General features: G+C 72.1%; 17 protein-coding genes and 3 tRNA genes. 12 read left to right on the forward strand and 8 right to left on the reverse strand.

Features of this window, described 5'->3' with window-relative positions; genetic code table 11:
• Window positions 1–21 precede the first annotated feature (21 nt).
• The 4 genes from purD to AC0693_RS23925 all read left to right on the forward strand — a co-directional run bounded on the left by purD (window position 22) and on the right by AC0693_RS23925 (window position 5,970).
• Complete coding sequence (gene purD / locus AC0693_RS23910) at window positions 22–1,275, forward strand: phosphoribosylamine--glycine ligase (protein WP_468466882.1); 1,254 nt, start codon at window positions 22–24, stop codon at window positions 1,273–1,275.
• A gap of 332 nt (window positions 1,276–1,607) precedes the next feature.
• Window positions 1,608–3,272 (forward strand): M48 family metalloprotease, encoded by a 1,665-nt coding sequence (locus AC0693_RS23915; RefSeq protein ID WP_469330926.1) that lies wholly within the window; start codon window positions 1,608–1,610, stop codon window positions 3,270–3,272.
• A gap of 202 nt (window positions 3,273–3,474) precedes the next feature.
• Window positions 3,475–4,950 carry a N,N-dimethylformamidase beta subunit family domain-containing protein gene (locus tag AC0693_RS23920; protein WP_356403534.1) on the forward strand — a complete coding sequence of 492 codons (1,476 nt, stop codon included), beginning with the start codon at window positions 3,475–3,477 and terminating at the stop codon, window positions 4,948–4,950.
• A gap of 108 nt (window positions 4,951–5,058) precedes the next feature.
• Window positions 5,059–5,970 (forward strand): phosphoribosylaminoimidazolesuccinocarboxamide synthase, encoded by a 912-nt coding sequence (locus AC0693_RS23925; RefSeq protein ID WP_469319912.1) that lies wholly within the window; start codon window positions 5,059–5,061, stop codon window positions 5,968–5,970.
• A 114-nt stretch (window positions 5,971–6,084) separates the two neighbouring features.
• On the opposite strand, the gene AC0693_RS23930 is transcribed toward AC0693_RS23925, so the two are convergent.
• The 4 genes from AC0693_RS23930 to AC0693_RS23945 form a co-directional block, all read right to left on the reverse strand.
• Window positions 6,085–6,157 (reverse strand) — tRNA-Gly (locus tag AC0693_RS23930).
• 158 nt (window positions 6,158–6,315) lie between these two features.
• Window positions 6,316–6,388, reverse strand: a tRNA-Gly gene (locus AC0693_RS23935).
• A gap of 92 nt (window positions 6,389–6,480) precedes the next feature.
• A tRNA-Gly gene (locus tag AC0693_RS23940) sits at window positions 6,481–6,552 on the reverse strand.
• Between the two features lie 98 nt (window positions 6,553–6,650).
• Window positions 6,651–6,968 (reverse strand): histone-like nucleoid-structuring protein Lsr2, encoded by a 318-nt coding sequence (locus AC0693_RS23945; protein WP_356403540.1) that lies wholly within the window; start codon window positions 6,966–6,968, stop codon window positions 6,651–6,653.
• A gap of 327 nt (window positions 6,969–7,295) precedes the next feature.
• Here AC0693_RS23945 and purS point away from each other — a divergent pair, with 327 nt between their 5' ends.
• The 5 genes from purS to AC0693_RS23970 all read left to right on the forward strand — a co-directional run bounded on the left by purS (window position 7,296) and on the right by AC0693_RS23970 (window position 11,937).
• On the forward strand, window positions 7,296–7,541 hold the full coding sequence (gene purS, locus AC0693_RS23950) for a phosphoribosylformylglycinamidine synthase subunit PurS (RefSeq protein WP_042801325.1): 246 nt from the start codon (window positions 7,296–7,298) through the stop codon (window positions 7,539–7,541).
• A gap of 2 nt (window positions 7,542–7,543) precedes the next feature.
• Complete coding sequence (gene purQ / locus AC0693_RS23955; RefSeq protein WP_478802810.1) at window positions 7,544–8,224, forward strand: phosphoribosylformylglycinamidine synthase subunit PurQ; 681 nt, start codon at window positions 7,544–7,546, stop codon at window positions 8,222–8,224.
• Window positions 8,221–10,470, forward strand: coding sequence for a phosphoribosylformylglycinamidine synthase subunit PurL (gene purL / locus AC0693_RS23960; RefSeq protein WP_478738332.1), 2,250 nt, complete (start codon window positions 8,221–8,223; stop codon window positions 10,468–10,470). The genes purQ and purL overlap by 4 nt, the downstream gene beginning before the upstream one ends.
• A 125-nt stretch (window positions 10,471–10,595) precedes the next feature.
• On the forward strand, window positions 10,596–11,135 hold the full coding sequence (locus tag AC0693_RS23965) for a hypothetical protein (RefSeq protein ID WP_478802811.1): 540 nt from the start codon (window positions 10,596–10,598) through the stop codon (window positions 11,133–11,135).
• A gap of 10 nt (window positions 11,136–11,145) precedes the next feature.
• Complete coding sequence (locus tag AC0693_RS23970) at window positions 11,146–11,937, forward strand: maleylpyruvate isomerase family mycothiol-dependent enzyme (protein WP_478802812.1); 792 nt, start codon at window positions 11,146–11,148, stop codon at window positions 11,935–11,937.
• Between the two features lie 27 nt (window positions 11,938–11,964).
• Here AC0693_RS23970 and AC0693_RS23975 read toward each other — a convergent pair whose 3' ends face one another.
• Window positions 11,965–13,419, reverse strand: coding sequence for a sulfatase family protein (locus AC0693_RS23975; protein ID WP_478802813.1), 1,455 nt, complete (start codon window positions 13,417–13,419; stop codon window positions 11,965–11,967).
• A gap of 111 nt (window positions 13,420–13,530) precedes the next feature.
• Window positions 13,531–13,626: a putative leader peptide gene (locus AC0693_RS23980; RefSeq protein WP_356403555.1), complete on the reverse strand. Its 96-nt coding sequence runs from the start codon at window positions 13,624–13,626 to the stop codon at window positions 13,531–13,533.
• A 159-nt stretch (window positions 13,627–13,785) separates the two neighbouring features.
• Between AC0693_RS23980 and purF the strand changes: the two genes are divergently transcribed.
• Together purF and purM are read left to right on the forward strand one after the other, a co-directional pair.
• Window positions 13,786–15,303 (forward strand): amidophosphoribosyltransferase, encoded by a 1,518-nt coding sequence (gene purF, locus AC0693_RS23985; protein ID WP_356403558.1) that lies wholly within the window; start codon window positions 13,786–13,788, stop codon window positions 15,301–15,303.
• A gap of 49 nt (window positions 15,304–15,352) precedes the next feature.
• Window positions 15,353–16,423: a phosphoribosylformylglycinamidine cyclo-ligase gene (gene purM / locus AC0693_RS23990; protein WP_356403561.1), complete on the forward strand. Its 1,071-nt coding sequence runs from the start codon at window positions 15,353–15,355 to the stop codon at window positions 16,421–16,423.
• Window positions 16,424–16,586: 163 nt separating this feature from the next.
• On the opposite strand, the gene AC0693_RS23995 is transcribed toward purM, so the two are convergent.
• On the reverse strand, window positions 16,587–16,850 hold the full coding sequence (locus AC0693_RS23995; protein WP_356403564.1) for a DUF3073 domain-containing protein: 264 nt from the start codon (window positions 16,848–16,850) through the stop codon (window positions 16,587–16,589).
• A gap of 335 nt (window positions 16,851–17,185) precedes the next feature.
• The gene (locus AC0693_RS24000) at window positions 17,186–18,295 is read right to left on the reverse strand and encodes a Leu/Phe/Val dehydrogenase (protein WP_469319907.1); all 1,110 of its coding nucleotides are present in this window, start codon (window positions 18,293–18,295) and stop codon (window positions 17,186–17,188) included.
• A 189-nt stretch (window positions 18,296–18,484) separates the two neighbouring features.
• On the opposite strand from AC0693_RS24000, the gene AC0693_RS24005 reads away from it, so the two are divergent.
• Window positions 18,485–19,339 (forward strand): DUF8083 family protein, encoded by an 855-nt coding sequence (locus tag AC0693_RS24005; protein WP_356403570.1) that lies wholly within the window; start codon window positions 18,485–18,487, stop codon window positions 19,337–19,339.
• Window positions 19,340–19,665 lie beyond the last annotated feature (326 nt).

Below are 19,665 nucleotides of genomic sequence, written 5' to 3' on the forward strand. Positions count from 1 at the left end.
AGGCGGGCTAGGCTGCACCCCGTGAAGGTCCTCGTCATCGGCGGCGGCGCCCGCGAACACGCCCTGTGCCGCTCTCTGTCCCTCGACCCCGACGTCAGTGCGCTCTACTGCGCCCCCGGCAACGCCGGCATCGCCGAGGTGGCGGAGCTGCGCCCGGTGGACGCCCTCGACGGCGACGCCGTGGCCCGGCTGGCCACCGAACTGGGGGCGGGCCTGGTCGTCGTCGGGCCCGAGGCGCCCCTGGTCGCCGGGGTCGCCGACGCCGTGCGCGCGGTCGGCATCCCGGTCTTCGGCCCGTCCGCCGAGGCGGCGCGGCTGGAGGGCTCCAAGGCCTTCGCCAAGGACGTGATGGCCGGAGCCGGTGTCCCGACCGCCCGGTCCTACGTCTGCACCACCCCCGCGGAGGTGGACGAGGCCCTCGACGCCTTCGGCGCCCCGTACGTCGTCAAGGACGACGGACTCGCCGCGGGCAAGGGCGTCGTGGTGACCGACGACCGCGCCGCGGCCCGCGCCCACGCGCTGGCCTGCGACCGGGTGGTCATCGAGGAGTTCCTCGACGGCCCCGAGGTCTCCCTCTTCGCCATCACCGACGGCGTCACCGTGCTCCCGCTCCAGCCCGCGCAGGACTTCAAGCGCGCGCTCGACGGCGACGAGGGCCCCAACACCGGTGGCATGGGCGCCTACTCGCCGCTGCCCTGGGCCGATCCCAAGCTCGTCGACGAGGTCATGGCGAGCGTGCTCCAGCCGACCGTGGACGAACTGCGCCGCCGCGGCACCCCCTTCTCCGGGCTGCTCTACGCCGGCCTGGCGATCACCTCGCGCGGCGTGCGCGTCATCGAGTTCAACGCGCGCTTCGGGGACCCCGAGACCCAGGTCGTCCTCGCCCGGCTGCGCACGCCGCTCGCGGGCGTCCTGCTGAACGCGGCCCTCGGCACCCTCGACGCAGAACCGCCGCTGTCCTGGCGCGAGGACGCGGCCGTCACCGTCGTGATCGCCTCCCACAACTACCCGGAGACCCCGCGCACCGGGGACCCCATCGAAGGTCTCGCCGAGGTCGCCGCCGAGGACGCCCCCGAGGCGTACGTCCTGCACGCGGGCACCCGCCGGGACGGCGACGCGGTCGTCAGCGCGGGCGGCCGCGTGCTGTCGGTGACGGCGACCGGTTCCGATCTGGCGCAGGCCCGCGAGAGGGCGTATAAGGCCGTCGCGCGGATCCGGCTGGCGGGCTCCCAGTACCGCACGGACATCGCGGCCCGGGCCGCCGAAGGCCGCTGACCGCGGGACCACGCCGCCCCACGGGGCGCTGACCGGCGGGGTCACTCCCCGGTCACTCCCCCACCACCTCGACGCGGGCCCGGAGCGCACACCACGCGCTCCGGGCCCGCGCGTGCGACTGCATCCGGCCGCGTTCGAACGCACCCAGCTTTACCCAAAGCCATTCCATCGGGTGATCGAAGCCCGGTCCGCCTGACGGCCGCCCGGCCCCCAACTAGGGTGCGGCGGAAGCATTCCGGCACTTGGCCCACCGGCATTGCGATGTCGGTGGCGGGTGTCACAGTGGGGGAGTGACCAACACCGTCGCAGGGCAGAGGGGGTGACGTCCGGCCGTGTCCGGAACCGTTTCGACCATGCAGGTGGGCGCGCAGTCCGCGCGTTCCCGAGCCTTGGCCGTGCTGCGCGTGCGCAGCAGGGCACTGGCCCTCGCGCTGCTCCCGGCCGCCTTCGCGGTGGTCCTGGTGGCCGCGCGGACGACCGGGCGGCTCACCGGGGACTCCTGGGGCACCGCCACCCTCGTCGTGTGCGCCGTCGCGGCGCTCGTCCTGCTGGTCGCCGGTGTGTTCGGCGCGGTGGTGCTGCGAGCCGCCCCGGCCGTGACGCCGACGGTCGCGCTGACGGAGGCCGCGGCGCCCGACCTCTACCGGATGGTGCGGGACCTGGCCGACCGGATGCAGGTCCCGGCGCCCTCCGCGATAGCACTGACACCCGACTGCGACAGCTGGCTGGAGGACCGTACGCACGCGGCGCACCGACGGCGGGGCGCGGCCGCCGGCCCGCAGGCGGCCCCCGAGTCGGTTCCCGGCGCGGCTCCCGTCCTGGTGATCGGCTCGCCCTTCCTGTGGTGGATGCGGGTCGCCGAGCTACGGGCGGTCCTCGCCCCGGTCGTCGCCGGGACGGGACCCTCCGCGCACCCCGACATAGCCGACGCCCGCCGCTTCGTGCGCGGGCTGGACGCGGCCGCCGACGTCGGCAACCGGCCCGGCCTCGGCTGGATCGGCCGGACGGCCCGGCTGCTGCTGCGGCTGTGCCGGACGGACGCGGCCGAGATGGAGCGTGGGGTGGCGGCGGCGGCCTCCGATCGTGCACAGGATGTGGACTACGGGCTGCGCATCCTCGCCCAGGAGCAGGTCGGACTCGCCTACGCGGGCTGGGACCGGCTGCTGACCCGGGTCGCGCTGCCCGCGTGGCGGATGGGCCGCTGGCCCGCGCACCTCGACACCGGGGTGGTGCGCGCGCTCACCGAGCTGTCCCGGCGCGACCGGCTGGCCGAGGGCTTCACCTCCCGGCTGGGCGAGCGGCCCGCCTGCGATCTGCTGGAGCAGCCCGGGGTGGTCGACGAGGCGGCCTCGCTGCTGGCCGCGCGGCTCTTCCACGGCGGTCCGGCCGAAGTGGGTCCGGACTGGTCGCCGGTGGAGTGGGCGGCGTATCCGGAGGAGGTCGTGGACCGCAAGTGGCGCACCGAGGCGGCCCGCCTGCACCGGTCGCTGGACGTCCTGGCCGGTGCGGCGCCGCAGGGCGCGGCGGCGGCCGTGGACCCGGTGGGTGCACCGACGCTGGAGCGGGTGCTGCGCCACCTCGCCTCCGGCGGGGACGACGGCGCCGCCGCGGACCTGCTGGCCGGGCGGCTGAGCGGGGACCTGGCGCGCGAGGAGCGCGCGGCGGCCGAGCGGGCCGGCGCGGGTGCCGCCGCCGGAGCGGCGAAGGGGCGCGGCGCGGACGCGGTCCCGCTGTTCCCGCTGCAGGCCCCGCGCAGCGGCCGGGACCTGCTGGCCGACCACGTCATGGCGCTCGTGTGCTGCGCGGCCGTCGACTCGGCGGGCGGTGCGCCCGGCCTGGACTGGCTGGACGGGCCGGTGCTGCTGGTCGCCGGGACGCGCTGCGCGGACCTGGCGCCGCCGGTGCTGGCGCTCGTGGAGGACGGCGATCCGCTGCCGCTGCGCGGCTGGCTCGCGGCGCTCGGAGTCCGGCCGGAGAAGCCGGTCCGGCTGGGGTGACCGGGGGCGGCCCGTGCCGCCGTGGCCCCGCGCGTCCCCGCGCCCGTCGCACGCACAAGCGGATGTGAATGTTCCGTTCACGTCGATTCGCGACGAACGGTGACGGAGTGCGTGCGTTATGTGATGTGCTGGGACCGGCTGCGGACATGGGCCGCGCCGGGACCGGGCATGTGTGTTCGGGGGAGCGAAGGAGGGGAACGGTATGGGTGCGGACCAGATCCGGCGTTGGGAGTCAGGTGCGCTCGCGCACGCGGTGACCGACCCCTTCGGCCAAGGACCCCTGCCCTGGTTCCGGGGCAGCGAGCTCTACATCGGCGACGCCGGCCAGGTGCTCCCCTGGTACGTCGACCCGTCCCTGGCCCCCGGCCAGATCCCCCGCGCCCGCACCAGCGGCCCCCGTACCGCCGACGACGTGCACCGCCAGATCAAGGGCTTCGCCTCCACCGGAGCCGTCGCCCCCGGCGAGGCCATCGACTTCCGCATCACCGTGGACCCGCCGCAGCAGTTCTCGGTCGACATCTACCGGATCGGTCACTACGGCGGCGACGGCGCCTCGAAGATCCACTCCAGTCCGCGGCTCTCCGGAATCGTCCAGCCCGCCCCGCTCGCCGCCGACCGCACCGTCTCCTGCCACCACTGGTGGCTGTCCTGGCGGCTCCAGGTCCCCTCGTACTGGAACCTCGGCGCCTACGTCGCCGTCCTGACCACCGACGACGGCTACCGCTCCCACATCCCCTTCACGGTCCGCGACGACCACCCCGCCGACCTGCTGCTCCTGCTGCCCGACATCACCTGGCAGGCCTACAACCTCTACCCGGAGGACGGGCGCACCGGTGCCAGCCTCTACCACGCCTGGGACGACGAGGGACGGCTGCTGGGCGAGGAGGACGCGGCCATCACCGTCTCCTACGACCGCCCCTACGCGGGCGCGGGCCTGCCCCTGCACGTCGGCCACGCCTACGACTTCATCCGCTGGGCCGAGCGCTACGGCTACGACCTGGCCTACGCCGACACCAGCGACCTGCACGCGGGCCGCGTCGACCCGACCCGCTACCGGGGCCTGGTCTTCCCCGGCCACGACGAGTACTGGTCGGTGCCCATGCGCCGGACCGTCGAGCGGGCCCGCGCGCACGGCACCTCCCTGGTCTTCCTCTCCGCCAACACCATGTACTGGCAGGTGGAGCTGTCCCCCTCGCCCTCCGGCACCCCCGACCGGCTGCTGACCTGCCGAAAACGCCGCGGCCCTGGTCGCCCCGCCCTCTGGCGCGAAGTGGACCGGCCGGAACAGCAACTGCTGGGCATCCAGTACGCGGGCCGCGTCCCCGAACCCGCGCCGCTGATCGTGCGCAACGCCACCCACTGGCTCTGGGACTCCACCGGCGCCACGGAGAACGACGAACTGCCCGGCCTGGTCGCGGGCGAGGCTGACCGCTACTTCCCGCGCACCCAGCTGCCCGAGCACCAGGACCGGATCCTGCTCGCGCACTCCCCGTACGACGACACCGAGGGCCACCGGCGCCACCAGGAGACCTCCCTGTACCGGGCCCCCAGCGGCGCCCTCGTCTTCGCGTCCGGCACTTTCGCCTGGTCCCCGGCGCTCGACCGCCCCGGCCATGTCGACGAGCGGGTCCAGAAGGCCACCGCCAACCTCCTCGACCGGATCTGCAAGCGGGACTGAGGCCCGCGGGGCGACACGGGGGCGGCCGGACCCGGACCCCTGCGGCCGGGCAGCGTGCCCGGTGCGGGAGAATGGGCCTGCGCTCGTACAGAACCACAGGGAGAACCCGTGTCCGGATTCGTCGAAAAGCCCGAGCCGGTGCAGGTGCCGGGCCTCGTCCACCTCCACACCGGCAAGGTGCGCGACCTCTACCGCGACGGCGACGGCCGGCTCGTCATGGTCGCGAGCGACCGGATGTCCGCCTACGACTGGGTGCTGCCCACCGAGATCCCGGACAAGGGCCGCGTGCTGACCCAGCTGTCCCTGTGGTGGTTCGACCAGCTCGCGGACCTCGTGCCGAACCACGTGATCAGCACCGACCTGCCGGCCGGCGCCCCCGCCGACTGGGCCGGCCGCACGCTGGTCTGCCAGAGCCTCGACATGGTCGCGGTCGAGTGCGTGGCCCGCGGCTACCTGACGGGCTCGGGCCTCGCCGAGTACGAGCAGACCCGGACGGTGTGCGGACTCGCCCTCCCCGAGGGCCTCGTGGACGGCTCCGAACTGCCCGCCCCGATCTTCACCCCGGCGGCGAAGGCGGCGGTCGGCGAGCACGACGAGAACATCTCCTACGAGGAGGTCGCGCGCACCACCGGCCCCGAGACGGCGGCGCTGCTGCGCCAGACCACCCTGGCCGTGTACGGGCGGGCCCGCGACATCGCCCGGGAGCGCGGGATCATCCTGGCCGACACCAAGTTCGAGTTCGGGTTCGACGCGGACGGCGCCCTGATCGCCGCCGACGAGGTGCTGACCCCGGACTCCTCCCGGTTCTGGCCCGCCGAGACGTGGGAGCCGGGCCGCCCCCAGGCCTCCTTCGACAAGCAGTACGTCCGCGACTGGCTGACCTCCCCGGCCTCCGGCTGGGACCGCCACGGCGAGCTGCCGCCGCCCGCGCTGCCGCAGGACGTGGTGGAGCGGACGCGCGCCAAGTACATCGAGGCGTACGAGCGGCTGAGCGGCCAGAGCTGGAAGAGCTGGGCCTGAGAGGCGCCTCCCGGGCCCGCCGCGCGGGCCCGGGAGGACCCGGCAGCAGCCGCGCGCACGCGCGGCGCACACGAAGAAACCCCCGGTCGCAGACCGGGGGTTTCTTCCTTACAGAGCGGACAACGCGACTCGAACGCGCGACATCCACCTTGGCAAGGTGGTGCTCTACCAACTGAGCTATGTCCGCAGGCGCCGTAAGGCGAGACCTACTATACCCAATCCCGGGCGTGCTCGGCACACGCCTTCCGGCGTCCGGTCCGCGATCACGCCGGGGTGGTCGGCGCCCGGCAACGCGGAAGGCCCCAGTCGATGACTGGGGCCTTCCGGTGAAACTCTTGGAACAAGAGCGGACGACGAGACTCGAACTCGCGACATCCACCTTGGCAAGGTGGTGCTCTACCAACTGAGCTACGTCCGCAAACTCGCGATGATCGCTTCCCGGGGGAAGCCACCAAGCGGTTGCGAGCATCACTCTACCCGATCCACCACAGTGGTCGGGAAAGCGTGCAGAGCGGGTGACAGGAATTGCACACTGCGCCTTCCTCCTGGAAGGAGGATGTTCTGCTACTGAACTACACCCGCACGACCTTCGGGGCTCTGACCTGCGGTCTGGCCCCTCGGCGTGATCCACACACTAGCCGATCCCCGGGGGTGGATGGCAAATCGGGGTGGGGGCGGGGTCAGTGGGCGGCGTTGTACGCCTCGTAGACCTTCTTGGGGATGCGGCCGCGGGGCGGCACGTCGAGCTGGTTGGAGCGCGCCCAGGCGCGGACGACCGCCGGGTCGGGCGCGATCGCCGTGTGCTTGAAGGTCCGCCCGGAGCGGGACTGCCGGCGGCCGGCGGCCACGTAAGGGGCGAGGCCCTTGCGGAGCTTCTTTGCGTTGGCGACATTGAGGTCGATCTCGTACGACTTACCGTCCAGAGCGAAGACGACCGTTTCCGCCGCTTCTCCGCCGTCGATGTCGTCGGAGATCGTGACTACTACGCGCTGCGCCACGGATATCGGTCCCTTCGTGCGGCACCCGCGCCTGTTGACGTGCGGGGATGCCGACTGTGTGGATGCTTCGGAGTATTGCTTCTTTCCCCCGTTTTCACGAGGGATTCCTTTGTACCGTGATTCGCGTTGTATAGCGAAGCCCAGTTAATTCGCTCCGCGTGTCCCGCCGCAATCCCGGGGGCGTGTTTTTCCGGTGGATTTTGCGAATCGTTGGTGAAGCCGAAACCGTGCAGAGCGTACCTCCAACCCGAATCTACCCGCGTAGAAATTTTGGCCGGGTACGCTGATGGAACCGCCTTCGCACCAACCACCTCATCGGGAGTGCCAGTGGCACGCGTCGTAGTCGACGTCATGCTCAAGCCGGAGATCCTCGACCCCCAGGGCCAGGCGGTGCAGCGTGCACTGCCGCGTCTGGGCTTCGACGGGATCGCCGACGTCCGCCAGGGGAAGCGCTTCGAGCTGGAAGTGGAGGGACCGGTCGACCAGGCCGCCCTCGACCGCATCCACAAGATGGCCGAAACGTTCCTCGCCAACACCGTCATCGAAGACTTCACCGTGAAGGTCGAGGCCTGACGGTGACCACTCGCATCGGAGTCGTCACGTTCCCCGGGACGCTCGACGACCGTGACTCACTGCGGGCCGTCCGCCTCGCGGGGGCCGAGCCCGTCTCGCTGTGGCACCGCGACAAGGACCTGCACCAGGTCGACGCGGTCGTCCTCGCGGGCGGGTTCAGCTACGGCGACTACCTGCGCGCCGGAGCCATCTCCCGGTTCTCGCCGGTGATGGAGACCATCATCGAGCAGGCCAGGGGCGGCCTGCCCGTCCTCGGCATCTGCAACGGATTCCAGGTCCTCACCGAGGCCCACCTGCTGCCGGGCGCGATGCTCCGCAACAACCACCTGCACTTCATCTGCCGCGACCAGAAGCTGCGCGTGGAGAACGCGGAGACCGCGTGGACCGGCGACTACACCGCCGGCCAGGAGATCTCCGTACCGCTGAAGAACATGGACGGCCGCTACACCGCCGACGAGCACACGCTCGACGCGCTGGAGGCCGAGGGCCGCGTGGCCTTCCGGTACCTCGACGGCAATCCGAACGGGTCGCTGCGGGACATCGCCGGCATCACGAACGCGGCGGGCAACGTCGTGGGCCTCATGCCGCACCCCGAGCACGCGGTCGAGCCGCTGATCGGGACCGGCCGCACCGACGGCCTGGGATTCTTCACCTCGATCCTGAAGAAGCTGGTCAGCGCATGAGCCTGGACACCGTCAAGCACGCCACCGACACCCCGGACGCCTCGCAGCCCTGGAAGGAACTCGGCCTCAAGGAGGACGAGTACGCCCGGATCCGCGAGATCCTCGGCCGCCGTCCCACCGGCGCCGAGCTCGCCATGTACTCGGTCATGTGGTCCGAGCACTGCTCGTACAAGAGCAGCAAGGTCCACCTGAAGCAGTTCGGCGAGAAGGCCCCCGAGAACACCGCGATGCTCGTCGGCATCGGCGAGAACGCGGGCGTCGTCGACGTCGGCCAGGGGTACGCGGTCACCTTCAAGGTCGAGTCGCACAACCACCCCTCGTACATCGAGCCCTACCAGGGCGCGGCCACCGGCGTCGGCGGCATCGTCCGCGACATCCTGGCCATGGGCGCCCGCCCGGTCGCGGTCGTGGACCCGCTGCGCTTCGGCGCGGCCGACCACCCCGACACCCGGCGCGTGCTGCCCGGCGTCGTCGCGGGCATCGGCGGCTACGGCAACTGCCTGGGCCTGCCCAACATCGGCGGCGAGGTCGTCTTCGACGCCTGCTACCAGGGCAACCCGCTGGTCAACGCCGGCTGCATCGGCGTGATGAAGCACGAGGACATCCACCTCGCCAAGGCCTCGGGCCCCGGCAACAAGGTCATCCTCTACGGCGCCCGCACCGGCGGCGACGGCATCGGCGGCGTCTCGGTCCTCGCGTCCGAGACCTTCGACGACACGAAGCCCACCAAGCGGCCCGCCGTGCAGGTCGGCGACCCCTTCCAGGAGAAGCTCCTCATCGAGTGCACCCTGGAGATCTTCAAGGAGAAGCTGGTCGCGGGCATCCAGGACCTCGGCGGCGCCGGGCTCTCCTGCGCCACCTCCGAGCTGGCCAGCGCCGGCAGCGGCGGCATGCGCGTCGAGCTGGACACCGTCCCGCTGCGCGACGCGACCCTCTCGCCCGAGGAAATCCTCATGAGCGAGTCGCAGGAGCGCATGTGCGCGATCGTCGAGCCGCAGCACGTCGCGCGGTTCATGGAGATCTGCGAGAAGTGGGACGTCATCGCCACCGTCATCGGTGAGGTCACCGAGGGCGAGCGCCTGGAGATCTTCTGGCACGGCGAGCAGATCGTGGACGTGCCCCCGGGCACCGTCGCCCACGAGGGCCCCGTCTACCACCGCCCGTACGCCCGCCCCGAGTGGCAGGACGCGCTCCAGGCGGACGACGCGAACAAGCTGGCGCGCCCGGCGACCGCGGCCGAGCTGCGCGAGCAGGTCCTCGCCCTGGTCTCCTCCCCGAACCAGGCCTCGAAGTCCTGGATCACCGACCAGTACGACCGGTTCGTGCAGGGCAACACGGTGCTCTCGCAGCCCGAGGACGCGGGCATGGTCCGCATCGACGAGGAGACCAACCTCGGCGTGGCCATGGCCACCGACGGCAACGGCCGCTTCGCCAAGCTCGACCCGTACACGGGCGCGCAGCTGGCGCTGGCCGAGGCCTACCGCAACGTCTCCGCGACCGGCGCCAAGCCGCTGGCCATCTCCGACTGCCTGAACTTCGGCTCCCCCGAGGACCCGGGCGTCATGTGGCAGTTCGCCGAGGCCTGCCGCGGCCTCGCGGACGGCTGCCTGGAGCTGGGCATCCCGGTGACCGGCGGCAACGTCTCGCTGTACAACCAGACGGGCGAGACCGCGATCCACCCGACGCCCGTCGTGGCGGTCCTCGGCGTGATCGACGACGTCAACCGCCGCACGCCGATGGCGTTCACGGAGCCCGGCCAGCTGCTGTACCTGCTGGGCGACACCGCCGAGGAACTGGGCGGCTCCGCCTGGTCCGAGGTCGTCCACCGGCACCTCGGCGGCATGCCGCCCAAGGTGGACCTCGCCCGCGAGCAGCTGCTCGGCGAGATCCTCATCTCGGGCTCGCGCGACGGCATGATCGACGCCGCGCACGACCTGTCCGACGGCGGCGTCATCCAGGCGCTCACCGAGTCCTGCCTGCGCGGCGGCAACGGCGCGCGGATCGTGGTCCCGGAGACCCTGGACGCCTTCACCTTCCTCTTCTCCGAGTCCGCGGGCCGGGCCGTCGTGGCCGTGCCGCGCAGCGAGGAGCTCCGCTTCACCGACATGTGCGGCGCGCGCGGTCTGCCCGCCACGCGGATCGGTGTCGTGGACGGCGAGGAGATCGAGATCCAGGGCGAGTTCAGCATCCCGCTGACCGAACTCCGCGCGGCCCACGAGGCGACGATCCCGGCCCTGCTGGCCTGATCCGCAGCCGGTCGTCGCCGTTCGCGGCGGTACGGGCCCCCGTCCGGGACTTCCGGACGGGGGCCCGCCGCATGTGGGGGCCGCGGTCCCTTGCCGGTGATCACGGGGCGCCGTACCGTCGCCGCATGGACCAGCCCGTGAGTAGGAGGAAGCCGCTCGTGGCCGCCGCCGTCGCGGCCGCCGTGGTGCTGGGCGGCTGGGGCCTGTACGCGTGGGACCGGATCCGCCAGGAGCGCGCTGACAGCCGGGCGGCGATCACCGAGGCCTGCCAGGGCCTGGTGGACCCGGACACCGTGATGCGGTTCGGCGGCCCCGCGCGCATCGTCGACGCGGGCCCCGCGGGGGACCACCTGTGCGTGCTGCGCCGGGCGGTGACCTTCGAGGGGCAGCGGGACATGGCCGAATACTTCTCACTCACGGTGGTCCCCTCCCGGGACGCCGAACCCGGCGTCAGCCGGGTCGAGAGCGGCTCCGGAGCCGTCACCGTGACGGCGGTCTGCGCCGCTCCGGCGGCCGCGAGCGCGGTGCGCGCCCTGCGGGTCACCGCCGCCTCCGAGTACGACCGCGCGGACCGCGGCGAGGCCGGGGCGCTCGCGGCGCTGGCGCGCGGGGCGGCCCTGCGCGCGGCGGCGAAGGCGGGCTGCGCGACCAGCCTGCCCGAGTAGGGTCGGCCGCATGCCGCCCGCCAAGAAGAAGCCGCGCACCTACGACTCCGCCCGGACCAGGGCCGCCGTCACGGCGCAGTTCGCGCACGTCGCGGACGCCGTGCGGACCCTGAGCGCGGAGCAGTCGGCCCGCCCCGCGCACCTCGGCACCTGGACCGTCGGCGAACTCGCCGCCCACATCGCCTGGATCGCGGATTCGCTCGCCGGCGGCCTGGCCCGGCCGCCCGCGCCGAAGGCCGTGCTCCGCGCCGCCGAGTGGCCCTTCGCGACCGCCCCGCTGGCCGGCCGGATCGCGCAGGCGGCGGCCGAGACCCTGGGCGGGGCGCCGCTGCCCGAGCTGTACGAACGGGCGGCGGACCGCATGTCCGCAGCGCTGGCCGCCCACCGCGACGACCGGGTGCTGGACCTGTGGATCGGGGCCATGACCCTGGGGGACTTCCTGGTCACCCGCACAGTGGAGCTGGTGGTCCACACCGACGACCTGAACCGGGCGGCGGGGCTGGACATCCCGGTGGACCGGCAGGCGCTGGCGGCGTGCGTCCGGCTGCTCGCCGACGCCCTCGCGGAGAAGGCCCCGGGCGGCTCGGTCGAGGTACGGATCCCCCCGTTCGCCGTGGTCCAGTGCGTCGAGGGGCCCCGGCACACCCGGGGCACCCCGCCCAACGTGGTGGAGACGGACCCGCTGACCTGGATCCGGCTGGCGACCGGCCGTACCGCGTGGGCCGAGGCCCTCGCCGACGCCCGGGTCAGCGCGAGCGGCGAACGGGCCGACCTGGCCGCCCTGCTCCCGCTGATGCGGTGACGCGCTGACGCGCGTCCAGCGACGCGATCAGCGGGGGTACGGGAGCAGTCCCGCGGCCGTCGACTCCCAGGCCGCCCGCAGCTCCGCGAGGAGGGCCGGCTCCCGGGCCGCCTTGTCGGCCTGTTCGCGGAGGTCCCCGGCCAGCTGGAACAGCTGGTCGCGGCCCGTCGTGCCGCGGTAGTACTTCCAGTCACCGCGGCGCAGCGCCCGCTCCCCGCGGACCCGCCAGAACAGGTCGTGCTGCGGGGCCTTCTCGCCGCGCAGCAGGTACCCGGCCAGGCTCCGGCCGTCGAGCGGGAAGGCGCGGTCGGGGCGCACCCCGGCCAGTTCCAGCAGGGTCGCCGTCCAGTCCGGGGTGACCACCGGCACGTGGCTGACCTGGCCGCCGTCGATCCGGGCGGGCCAGCGCAGGACGGTGGGGACGCGGATGCCGCCTTCGAGGAGGGAGGCCTTGTTGCCGCTGAGCGGCCAGTTGTGGGAGAACCGCTCGCCGCCGTTGTCGCTGGCGAAGAAGACCAGGGTGTCGTGGGCCTGCCCGGACCGGTCGAGCGCGGTGAGCACCTCGCCGACGGAGCGGTCGAGGTCCTCGACCATCTGCCGGTACTTCTCGACCGAGCCGCCGTCCTGGTGCCACAGCGCGCGGGCGTCCCCCGCCTTGATCCGGCGGACGATCTCCCTGCTCTCGGCGGTGTCGCCGTCGGCGATCCAAGGCCAGTGCGGGGTGGTGAAGTTGAGGTTCAGCAGCCACGGCCGGTCGTGCCGGCGGCCGACGTACTCGCTCGCCCGCTCGGTCAGGATCCGGGTGTAGTAGCGCAGGTCCTTGTACGCGGCGTCGCCCTCGTAGAGGTCGTACTCGCCGCCGAGGCCCAGCTTGGAGTAGTACTCCAGCGCCCCGCCGAAGTTGCCGAAGAACTCGTCCCATCCCGACTTGGTGGGGCTGTAGTCGGGGAGGTAGCCGCAGTGCCACTTCCCGATCAGCGCCGTGGCGTAGCCGCCGGCCCGCAGCAGCGAGGCCAGCGTGGGGTGGCGGGGGTCCAGGCCCACGGACGTGTCGGCGATCGGCTCGGCCAGTCCGCCCTCGGTGCGGCCCGGGTAGCGGCCGGTGTAGAGGCTGAAGCGGGTCGGCGAGCAGGTCGCCGACCCCGCGTAGGCGTCGGTGAACCGGACGCCCTGGCGCGCCAGCCGGTCCAGGTGCGGGGTCCTGATGTGCGGGGCGCCGTACGAGGACAGGTCGGCCCAGCCCAGGTCGTCCCCCAGGATGAACAGGATGTTCGGGCGGCGGGCGGAGCGGCCCCGCGCGGCGGTGAACTCCCGCTCCCCGGACCGCGCGTACTGCGCTCCGGTCGAGGACGCGGGCGGGGCGGCGGCGGCCGGGGCCGCCCCGGCGGGAGCGGCGGCAGCGAGTCCGGCCGCGGTGGCGGCCGTGGCGCCGACCGCACCGCCGAAGGCGCGCCGGGACAGCTCGGATCGGTTGGTGCTCACAGAGGTACTCCAGTCCAGGGCGGAGCCGCCGACGGACGTCATCCGGCCGGCCCAGACAGAAAAGACCCGGAAAGGGTCGGAAAAGGGAAAAGAACCGCGAAATGTGAGTGGTTACGCGGAACAGCGACAGATAGCGCTCGCGACACGGACCAGGTCTACGTGGCGGCGCTCGACAAGGGTGACGGAAGCGTCACCGAGGGGCTGCATGGCGTGGAGCTTGTGCGAACCCACAGGCCCCTGTCAACCACGGCATCCCGGATATCGAGACGGTCACCCTGCGTCCGGTTTACCCGACTGTCCGCACTGTGACCTTTTCCGGCCGTCCCCAATTCGGACCAGTGGTCGATCTCGCCTACACTCGGGAACGTGCCTCGTGGTGATGGACGACTCAACCACGACCTGCTCCCCGGTGAGAAGGGCCCCCAGGACGCTTGCGGCGTCTTCGGTGTCTGGGCTCCGGGTGAAGAGGTCGCCAAGCTCACCTACTTCGGACTGTATGCGCTGCAGCACCGTGGACAAGAGTCCGCGGGAATCGCTGTGAGCAACGGTTCCCAGATCCTCGTCTTCAAGGACATGGGCCTCGTGTCCCAGGTCTTCGACGAAACCTCTCTCGGATCCCTCCAAGGTCATATCGCGGTCGGTCACGCCCGCTACTCGACCACCGGAGCCTCCGTCTGGGAGAACGCTCAGCCCACCTTCCGCGCGACGGCCCACGGCTCCATTGCCCTGGGTCACAACGGGAACCTGGTGAACACCGCCGAGCTCGCCGAGATGGTCGCCGACCTTCCCCGGCAGGACGGCCGTGCCACCCAGGTGGCGGCGACCAACGACACCGATCTCGTGACGGCGCTGCTCGCCGGCCAGACGGACGACGACGGCAGGCCCCTGACCATCGAGGAGTCGGCCACCAAGGTCCTCCCGCAGGTCAAGGGAGCCTTCTCGCTCGTCTTCATGGACGAGGGAACCCTCTACACCGCCCGTGACCCGCAGGGCATCCGCCCGCTGGTCCTCGGCCGGCTGGAGCGCGGCTGGGTCGTCGCCAGCGAGACCGCCGCCCTCGACATCTGCGGCGCCAGCTTCGTCCGCGAGGTCGAACCGGGCGAGCTGATCGCGATCGACGAGAACGGTCTGCGCTCCTCCCGATTCGCGGAAGCGAAGCCCAAGGGCTGTGTCTTCGAGTACGTCTACCTGGCGCGCCCGGACACCGACATCGCCGGCCGCAACGTCTACCTCTCGCGTGTCGAGATGGGACGGCGCCTGGCCAAGGAAGCCCCGGCCGAGGCCGACCTGGTGATATCGACGCCGGAATCGGGCACGCCCGCCGCCGTCGGCTACGCCGAGGCCAGTGGGATCCCGTACGGCGTGGGCCTGGTCAAGAACGCCTACGTGGGCCGGACCTTCATCCAGCCCTCGCAGACGATCCGCCAGCTCGGCATCCGGTTGAAGCTCAACCCCCTCAAGGAAGTCATCCGGGGCAAGCGCCTGGTGGTCGTCGACGACTCGATCGTCCGCGGCAACACCCAGCGCGCCCTGGTCAAGATGCTCCGCGAGGCCGGTGCGGCCGAGGTCCACATCCGGATCTCCTCCCCGCCCGTGAAGTGGCCCTGCTTCTTCGGCATCGACTTCGCCACCCGTGCGGAGCTGATCGCCAACGGCATGACCGTCGACGAGATCGCCACCTCCATGGGCGCGGACTCCCTCTCGTACATCTCGCTCGACTCGATGATCGAGGCGACGACCATCCAGAAGCCCAACCTCTGCCGGGCCTGCTTCGACGGCGAGTACCCCATGGAGCTGCCCGACCCGCAGCTCCTGGGCAAGCAGCTCCTGGAGACCGAGCTGGCCGGCGGCAAGGACGCCGCCGACGCGCTCCGTCGTCCCTGATCACGCACCCGCAGTAACCGCAGTAACGACACGAAAGCTCATCCCTGTCATGACAGAGAAGACCACCGGTGCCAGCTACGCAGCCGCGGGCGTCGACATCGAAGCGGGCGACCGCGCCGTCGAGCTGATGAAGGAGTGGGTGAAGAAGACGCAGCGCCCCGAGGTCCTCGGCGGCCTCGGCGGTTTCGCCGGCCTCTTCGACGCCTCCGCCCTCAAGCGCTACGAGCGCCCGCTGCTGGCCTCGGCCACCGACGGCGTCGGCACCAAGGTGGACATCGCCCGCCGGCTCGGCGTGTACGACACGATCGGCCACGACCTGGTCGCGATGGTCATGGACGACATCGTCGTCTGCGGCGCCGAGCCGCTCTTCATGACGGACTACATCTGCGTCGGCAAGGTCCACCCCGAGCGCGTCGCGGCCATCGTCAAGGGCATCGCGGAGGGCTGCGTCCTGGCCGGCTGCGCCCTGGTGGGCGGCGAGACCGCCGAACACCCGGGTCTGCTGGGTCCGGACGACTTCGACGTCGCCGGCGCCGGTACGGGTGTCGTCGAGCACGACGCCCTCCTGGGCGCGGACCGCATCCGTACGGGGGACGCCGTCATCGCGATGGCGTCGTCCGGACTTCACTCGAACGGGTACTCGCTGGTCCGCCACGTCCTCTTCGACCAGGCCAAGATGGCACTGGAGAGCCACGTGGAGGAGCTCGGCCGGACCCTCGGCGAGGAGCTCCTGGAGCCGACCAGGATCTACTCGCTGGACTGCCTGGCCCTCACCCGCACCGCCGAGGTCCACGCCTTCTCGCACATCACGGGCGGCGGCCTCGCGGCCAACCTCGCCCGGGTCATCCCCGACCACCTGCACGCCGCGGTGGACCGCTCCACCTGGGCCCCCGGCGCCGTCTTCGACCTGGTCGGCCGCGCCGGCAAGGTCGAGCGCCTGGAGCTGGAGAAGACGCTGAACATGGGCGTCGGCATGATCGCCGTGGTACCGCAGGAATCCGTGGACGTGGCCCTGACCACGCTGGCCGACCGGGGCGTCGACGCCTGGGTCGCGGGCGAGATCGAGGACCGCGGCGCGCACACCGAGGGCTCGACCCTCACCGGCGACTACGCCAACTGAGCGAGGCCGACCGGCCGCGAAGGGCCCGGCGCACACCGCCGGGCCCGGGCCGTGGACCCCACGGAAACCCGGGCCGGAACGCACGGAAACCCGGTCCGGGGCTCAGCCCCGGACCGGGTTTCCGTATTGCATGGCTGCTGGTGCGGTGTGGACGCTGGATGCGTCAAGCGCCGCGACGCTGCGCGGAGGGGCCGGACTCTTCGTCCTCGTCCTCGTCATCGCCGTTGTACAACTTCGCGTACTTGGCGTACGGGTCGTCGTCGTCTTCCAGCTCGTCATCGACCTCGACCGGCACGCTGACAGGCAGCGGCTCCGCCGGCGATGCGCCCAGCTCATTGGCCAGACGCGAGAGGTCAGTCCCGCCGCTGTTGTACTTCAGCTGGCGGGCGACCTTTGTCTGCTTGGCCTTGGCCCGGCCGCGCCCCATGGCTCGACCCCCTCGGTGACGGGGCTCGACGGCCCCAGAGTCTGACACGCGTTCATGGTTCGGAGCGGGCTCTCCGTGGAGAGACCGTCCGTAGAGCTTTAACGGTACCTGCTTCCGCGGCCATACGGTACGCCGCCCGCATGACGTGCCCCGGCACAGTGCCTGCGAGACGCCCCGTACTCGCTGGTCAGCTGCGATTTTAACCCTATATTGGCGAGCGACCCGCCGAAGCGCAGTGAGTTCCGTCTCTCCGCAACCCCGGCGGGTGCAAACCCCCGCCGTACGGGGCCGGCGCCGGTTTCCCACCCGCGCCGGACCCCTGTGGCGGAACCCGGTTACGCGCCCCGCGCGGCGCGTCCCTCGGCCATCCGCTGCTCGGCGATCCGGTCGGCCGCCGCGGCGGGCGGAATCCCGTCCGACTTCGCACGTGCGAATATGGCCAGCGTGGTGTCGAAGATCTTCGTCGCCTTGGCCTTGCAGCGGTCGAAGTCGAAGCCGTGCAGTTCGTCGGCGACCTGGATGACCCCGCCCGCGTTCACCACGTAGTCCGGCGCGTAGAGGATGCCGCGGTCCGCGAGGTCCTTCTCGACGCCGGGGTGGGCGAGCTGGTTGTTCGCCGCGCCGCACACCACCTTCGCGGTCAGGGCCGGCACGGTGGCGTCGTCGAGGGCGCCGCCGAGCGCGCAGGGCGCGTAGATGTCCAGACCGGGCAGCCGGATCAGCGCGTCGGTGTCGGCGACCGCCGTCACCTTCCCGGGGTGCCGGTCCAGGATCCGCCGCACGGATTCGGCGCGGACGTCGGTGATGACGACCTCCGCCCCGTCCTCCAGCAGGTGCTCCACCAGGTGGTGCCCGACCTTGCCGACGCCCGCGACGGCGACCTTGCGGCCGCGCAGGGTCGGGTCGCCCCAGAGGTGCTGGGCGCTGGCCCGCATGCCCTGGAAGACGCCGAAGGCGGTGAGGACCGAGGAGTCGCCGGCGCCGCCGTTCTCGGGGGAGCGGCCGGTGGCCCAGCGGGTCTCGCGGGCGACGACGTCCATGTCCGCGACGTAGGTGCCGACGTCGCAGGCGGTCACGTAGCGGCCGCCGAGGGAGTCCACGAACCGGCCGTAGGCCAGCAGCAGTTCCTCGCTCTTCAGCGTGTCCGGGTCACCGATGATCACGGCCTTGCCGCCGCCGTGGTCGAGCCCGGCGAGGGCGTTCTTGTACGACATGCCGCGGGCGAGGTTGAGGGCGTCGAGGACGGCCTCCTCGTCCGAGGCGTACGCGTGGAAGCGCGTACCGCCGAGCGCGGGGCCCAGTGCGGTGGAGTGGAGGGCGATGACGGCCTTGAGGCCACTGGCGCGGTCCTGGCAGAGCACGACCTGCTCGTGGCCGCCCTGTTCCGTGCGGAACAGGGTGTGCAGGACGCCGTCGGTCATTTCGGTCACGGTGGTGACTCCCATGGATGAGATGCGGCGGGAAGCGCCCTCCTGCGGGTGGGGAGGGCGGTGTTGGGAGCAGCGTAAGACCTGGGGGCCGCGCCGGACCGGCCTGTCCGGGGATCGGACCCCCGCTCGGACTTCTGACCGGATTTCTCCCCCTCGGGGGCGCGCGGCCGCGTACGGGCGCCCGGCGCGGGGGAGTACGAGAGCGTGAGCGAATCCCCCGAACCCCGGCTGCCCGCCGCGCGCCAGGTGCCGACCGTCCCCTACGCGTCCTACCTGCGCGTCTACGAACCCCTCGCGGCCTTCGCCGAGCCGGAGCGCGCGCACTGGGCGGACTACGCCCGGCGCGGGCACACGCCGACGGCCCAGGACGAACTGCGCCGGTCGCTGGCCGACCTGGTCCGCGTGCCGCCGGTGGGGGTGCCGGCGCACGAGAGCGCGGACGCCTTCACCGCGGAGGTGGACGGGGTGCTGCTGGTGTGCCCGTGGCGGACCCGGCTGCGCGGCTGGCTGGCGCTGCAGGAGCTGGTGGCGGACTTCCCGGCCCCGGTGCTGGACGCGGCGCTGCCGCCGGGGGTGCGCCGCCGGGCGGCCGATGAGTACGAGGCCTGGCGGGCGCGGAACCCGGACGCGCGCCCGTGGATCCGTACCGCGGTGTGGCAGGTGCCGCTGCGCTGGTTCGTGCTGGTGGCCGACGAGGAGCGGGAGTACGTGCCGGGGGAGGTGCTGCGCTACCGGACGCCGATGGTCCAGGCCCGGCGGCGGCTCGCGCGCGGGCTGCGGACCCTGCGCGAGGCGGAGGGGTACGGGGCGCTGGCGGACGGCCTGGTGGAGGTCGGCAGCTGGCTGGAGGAGTTCCATCCGCGCTCGATGGTCGAGCTGGACTACGGCGGGCTGGTGCACGGGCTGCCCGCGGCGGGGCTGGAGCAGGACCGGTCGGCGGCCGAACTGGCGGCGGGCATCGCGGCGCTGCGGGCGGGCGATTCTGACGGAGCCGTGGAGACGTACGTCATATTGGCCGACCGCTGGCGGGCCGTTCGGGAGAGACTGTTCGCCAACTAGCCCTTTGGTCCCAACAGTCACAAGCCGTGGCACTTCAGGACGATTCACTCATTGGGGTCTTAGTTCCAGGACCTACGTCCCGATCCGGGCCATTGGCTCAAGCGTGACGGACCGCACTTTCCACACCCTTGCGCCCTTCCCCTACCCTCGTGCCAAAATAGGACAAGGAGTCCGGGGAGGGTTCCGTCCGTCCAACTTTGGGCGGATTGCTCGACATTGCACGCTATGGGGGGTCTGGCGACTCCTGATCGCTCTGTGACTGATCGTCACAGTGGGGTGACTGTCCGTTATGGGCCAGTCCATCGGCTTCCGTCGCTGATGAACAC

This window comes from Streptomyces sp. NPDC043876 (assembly GCF_056435825.1).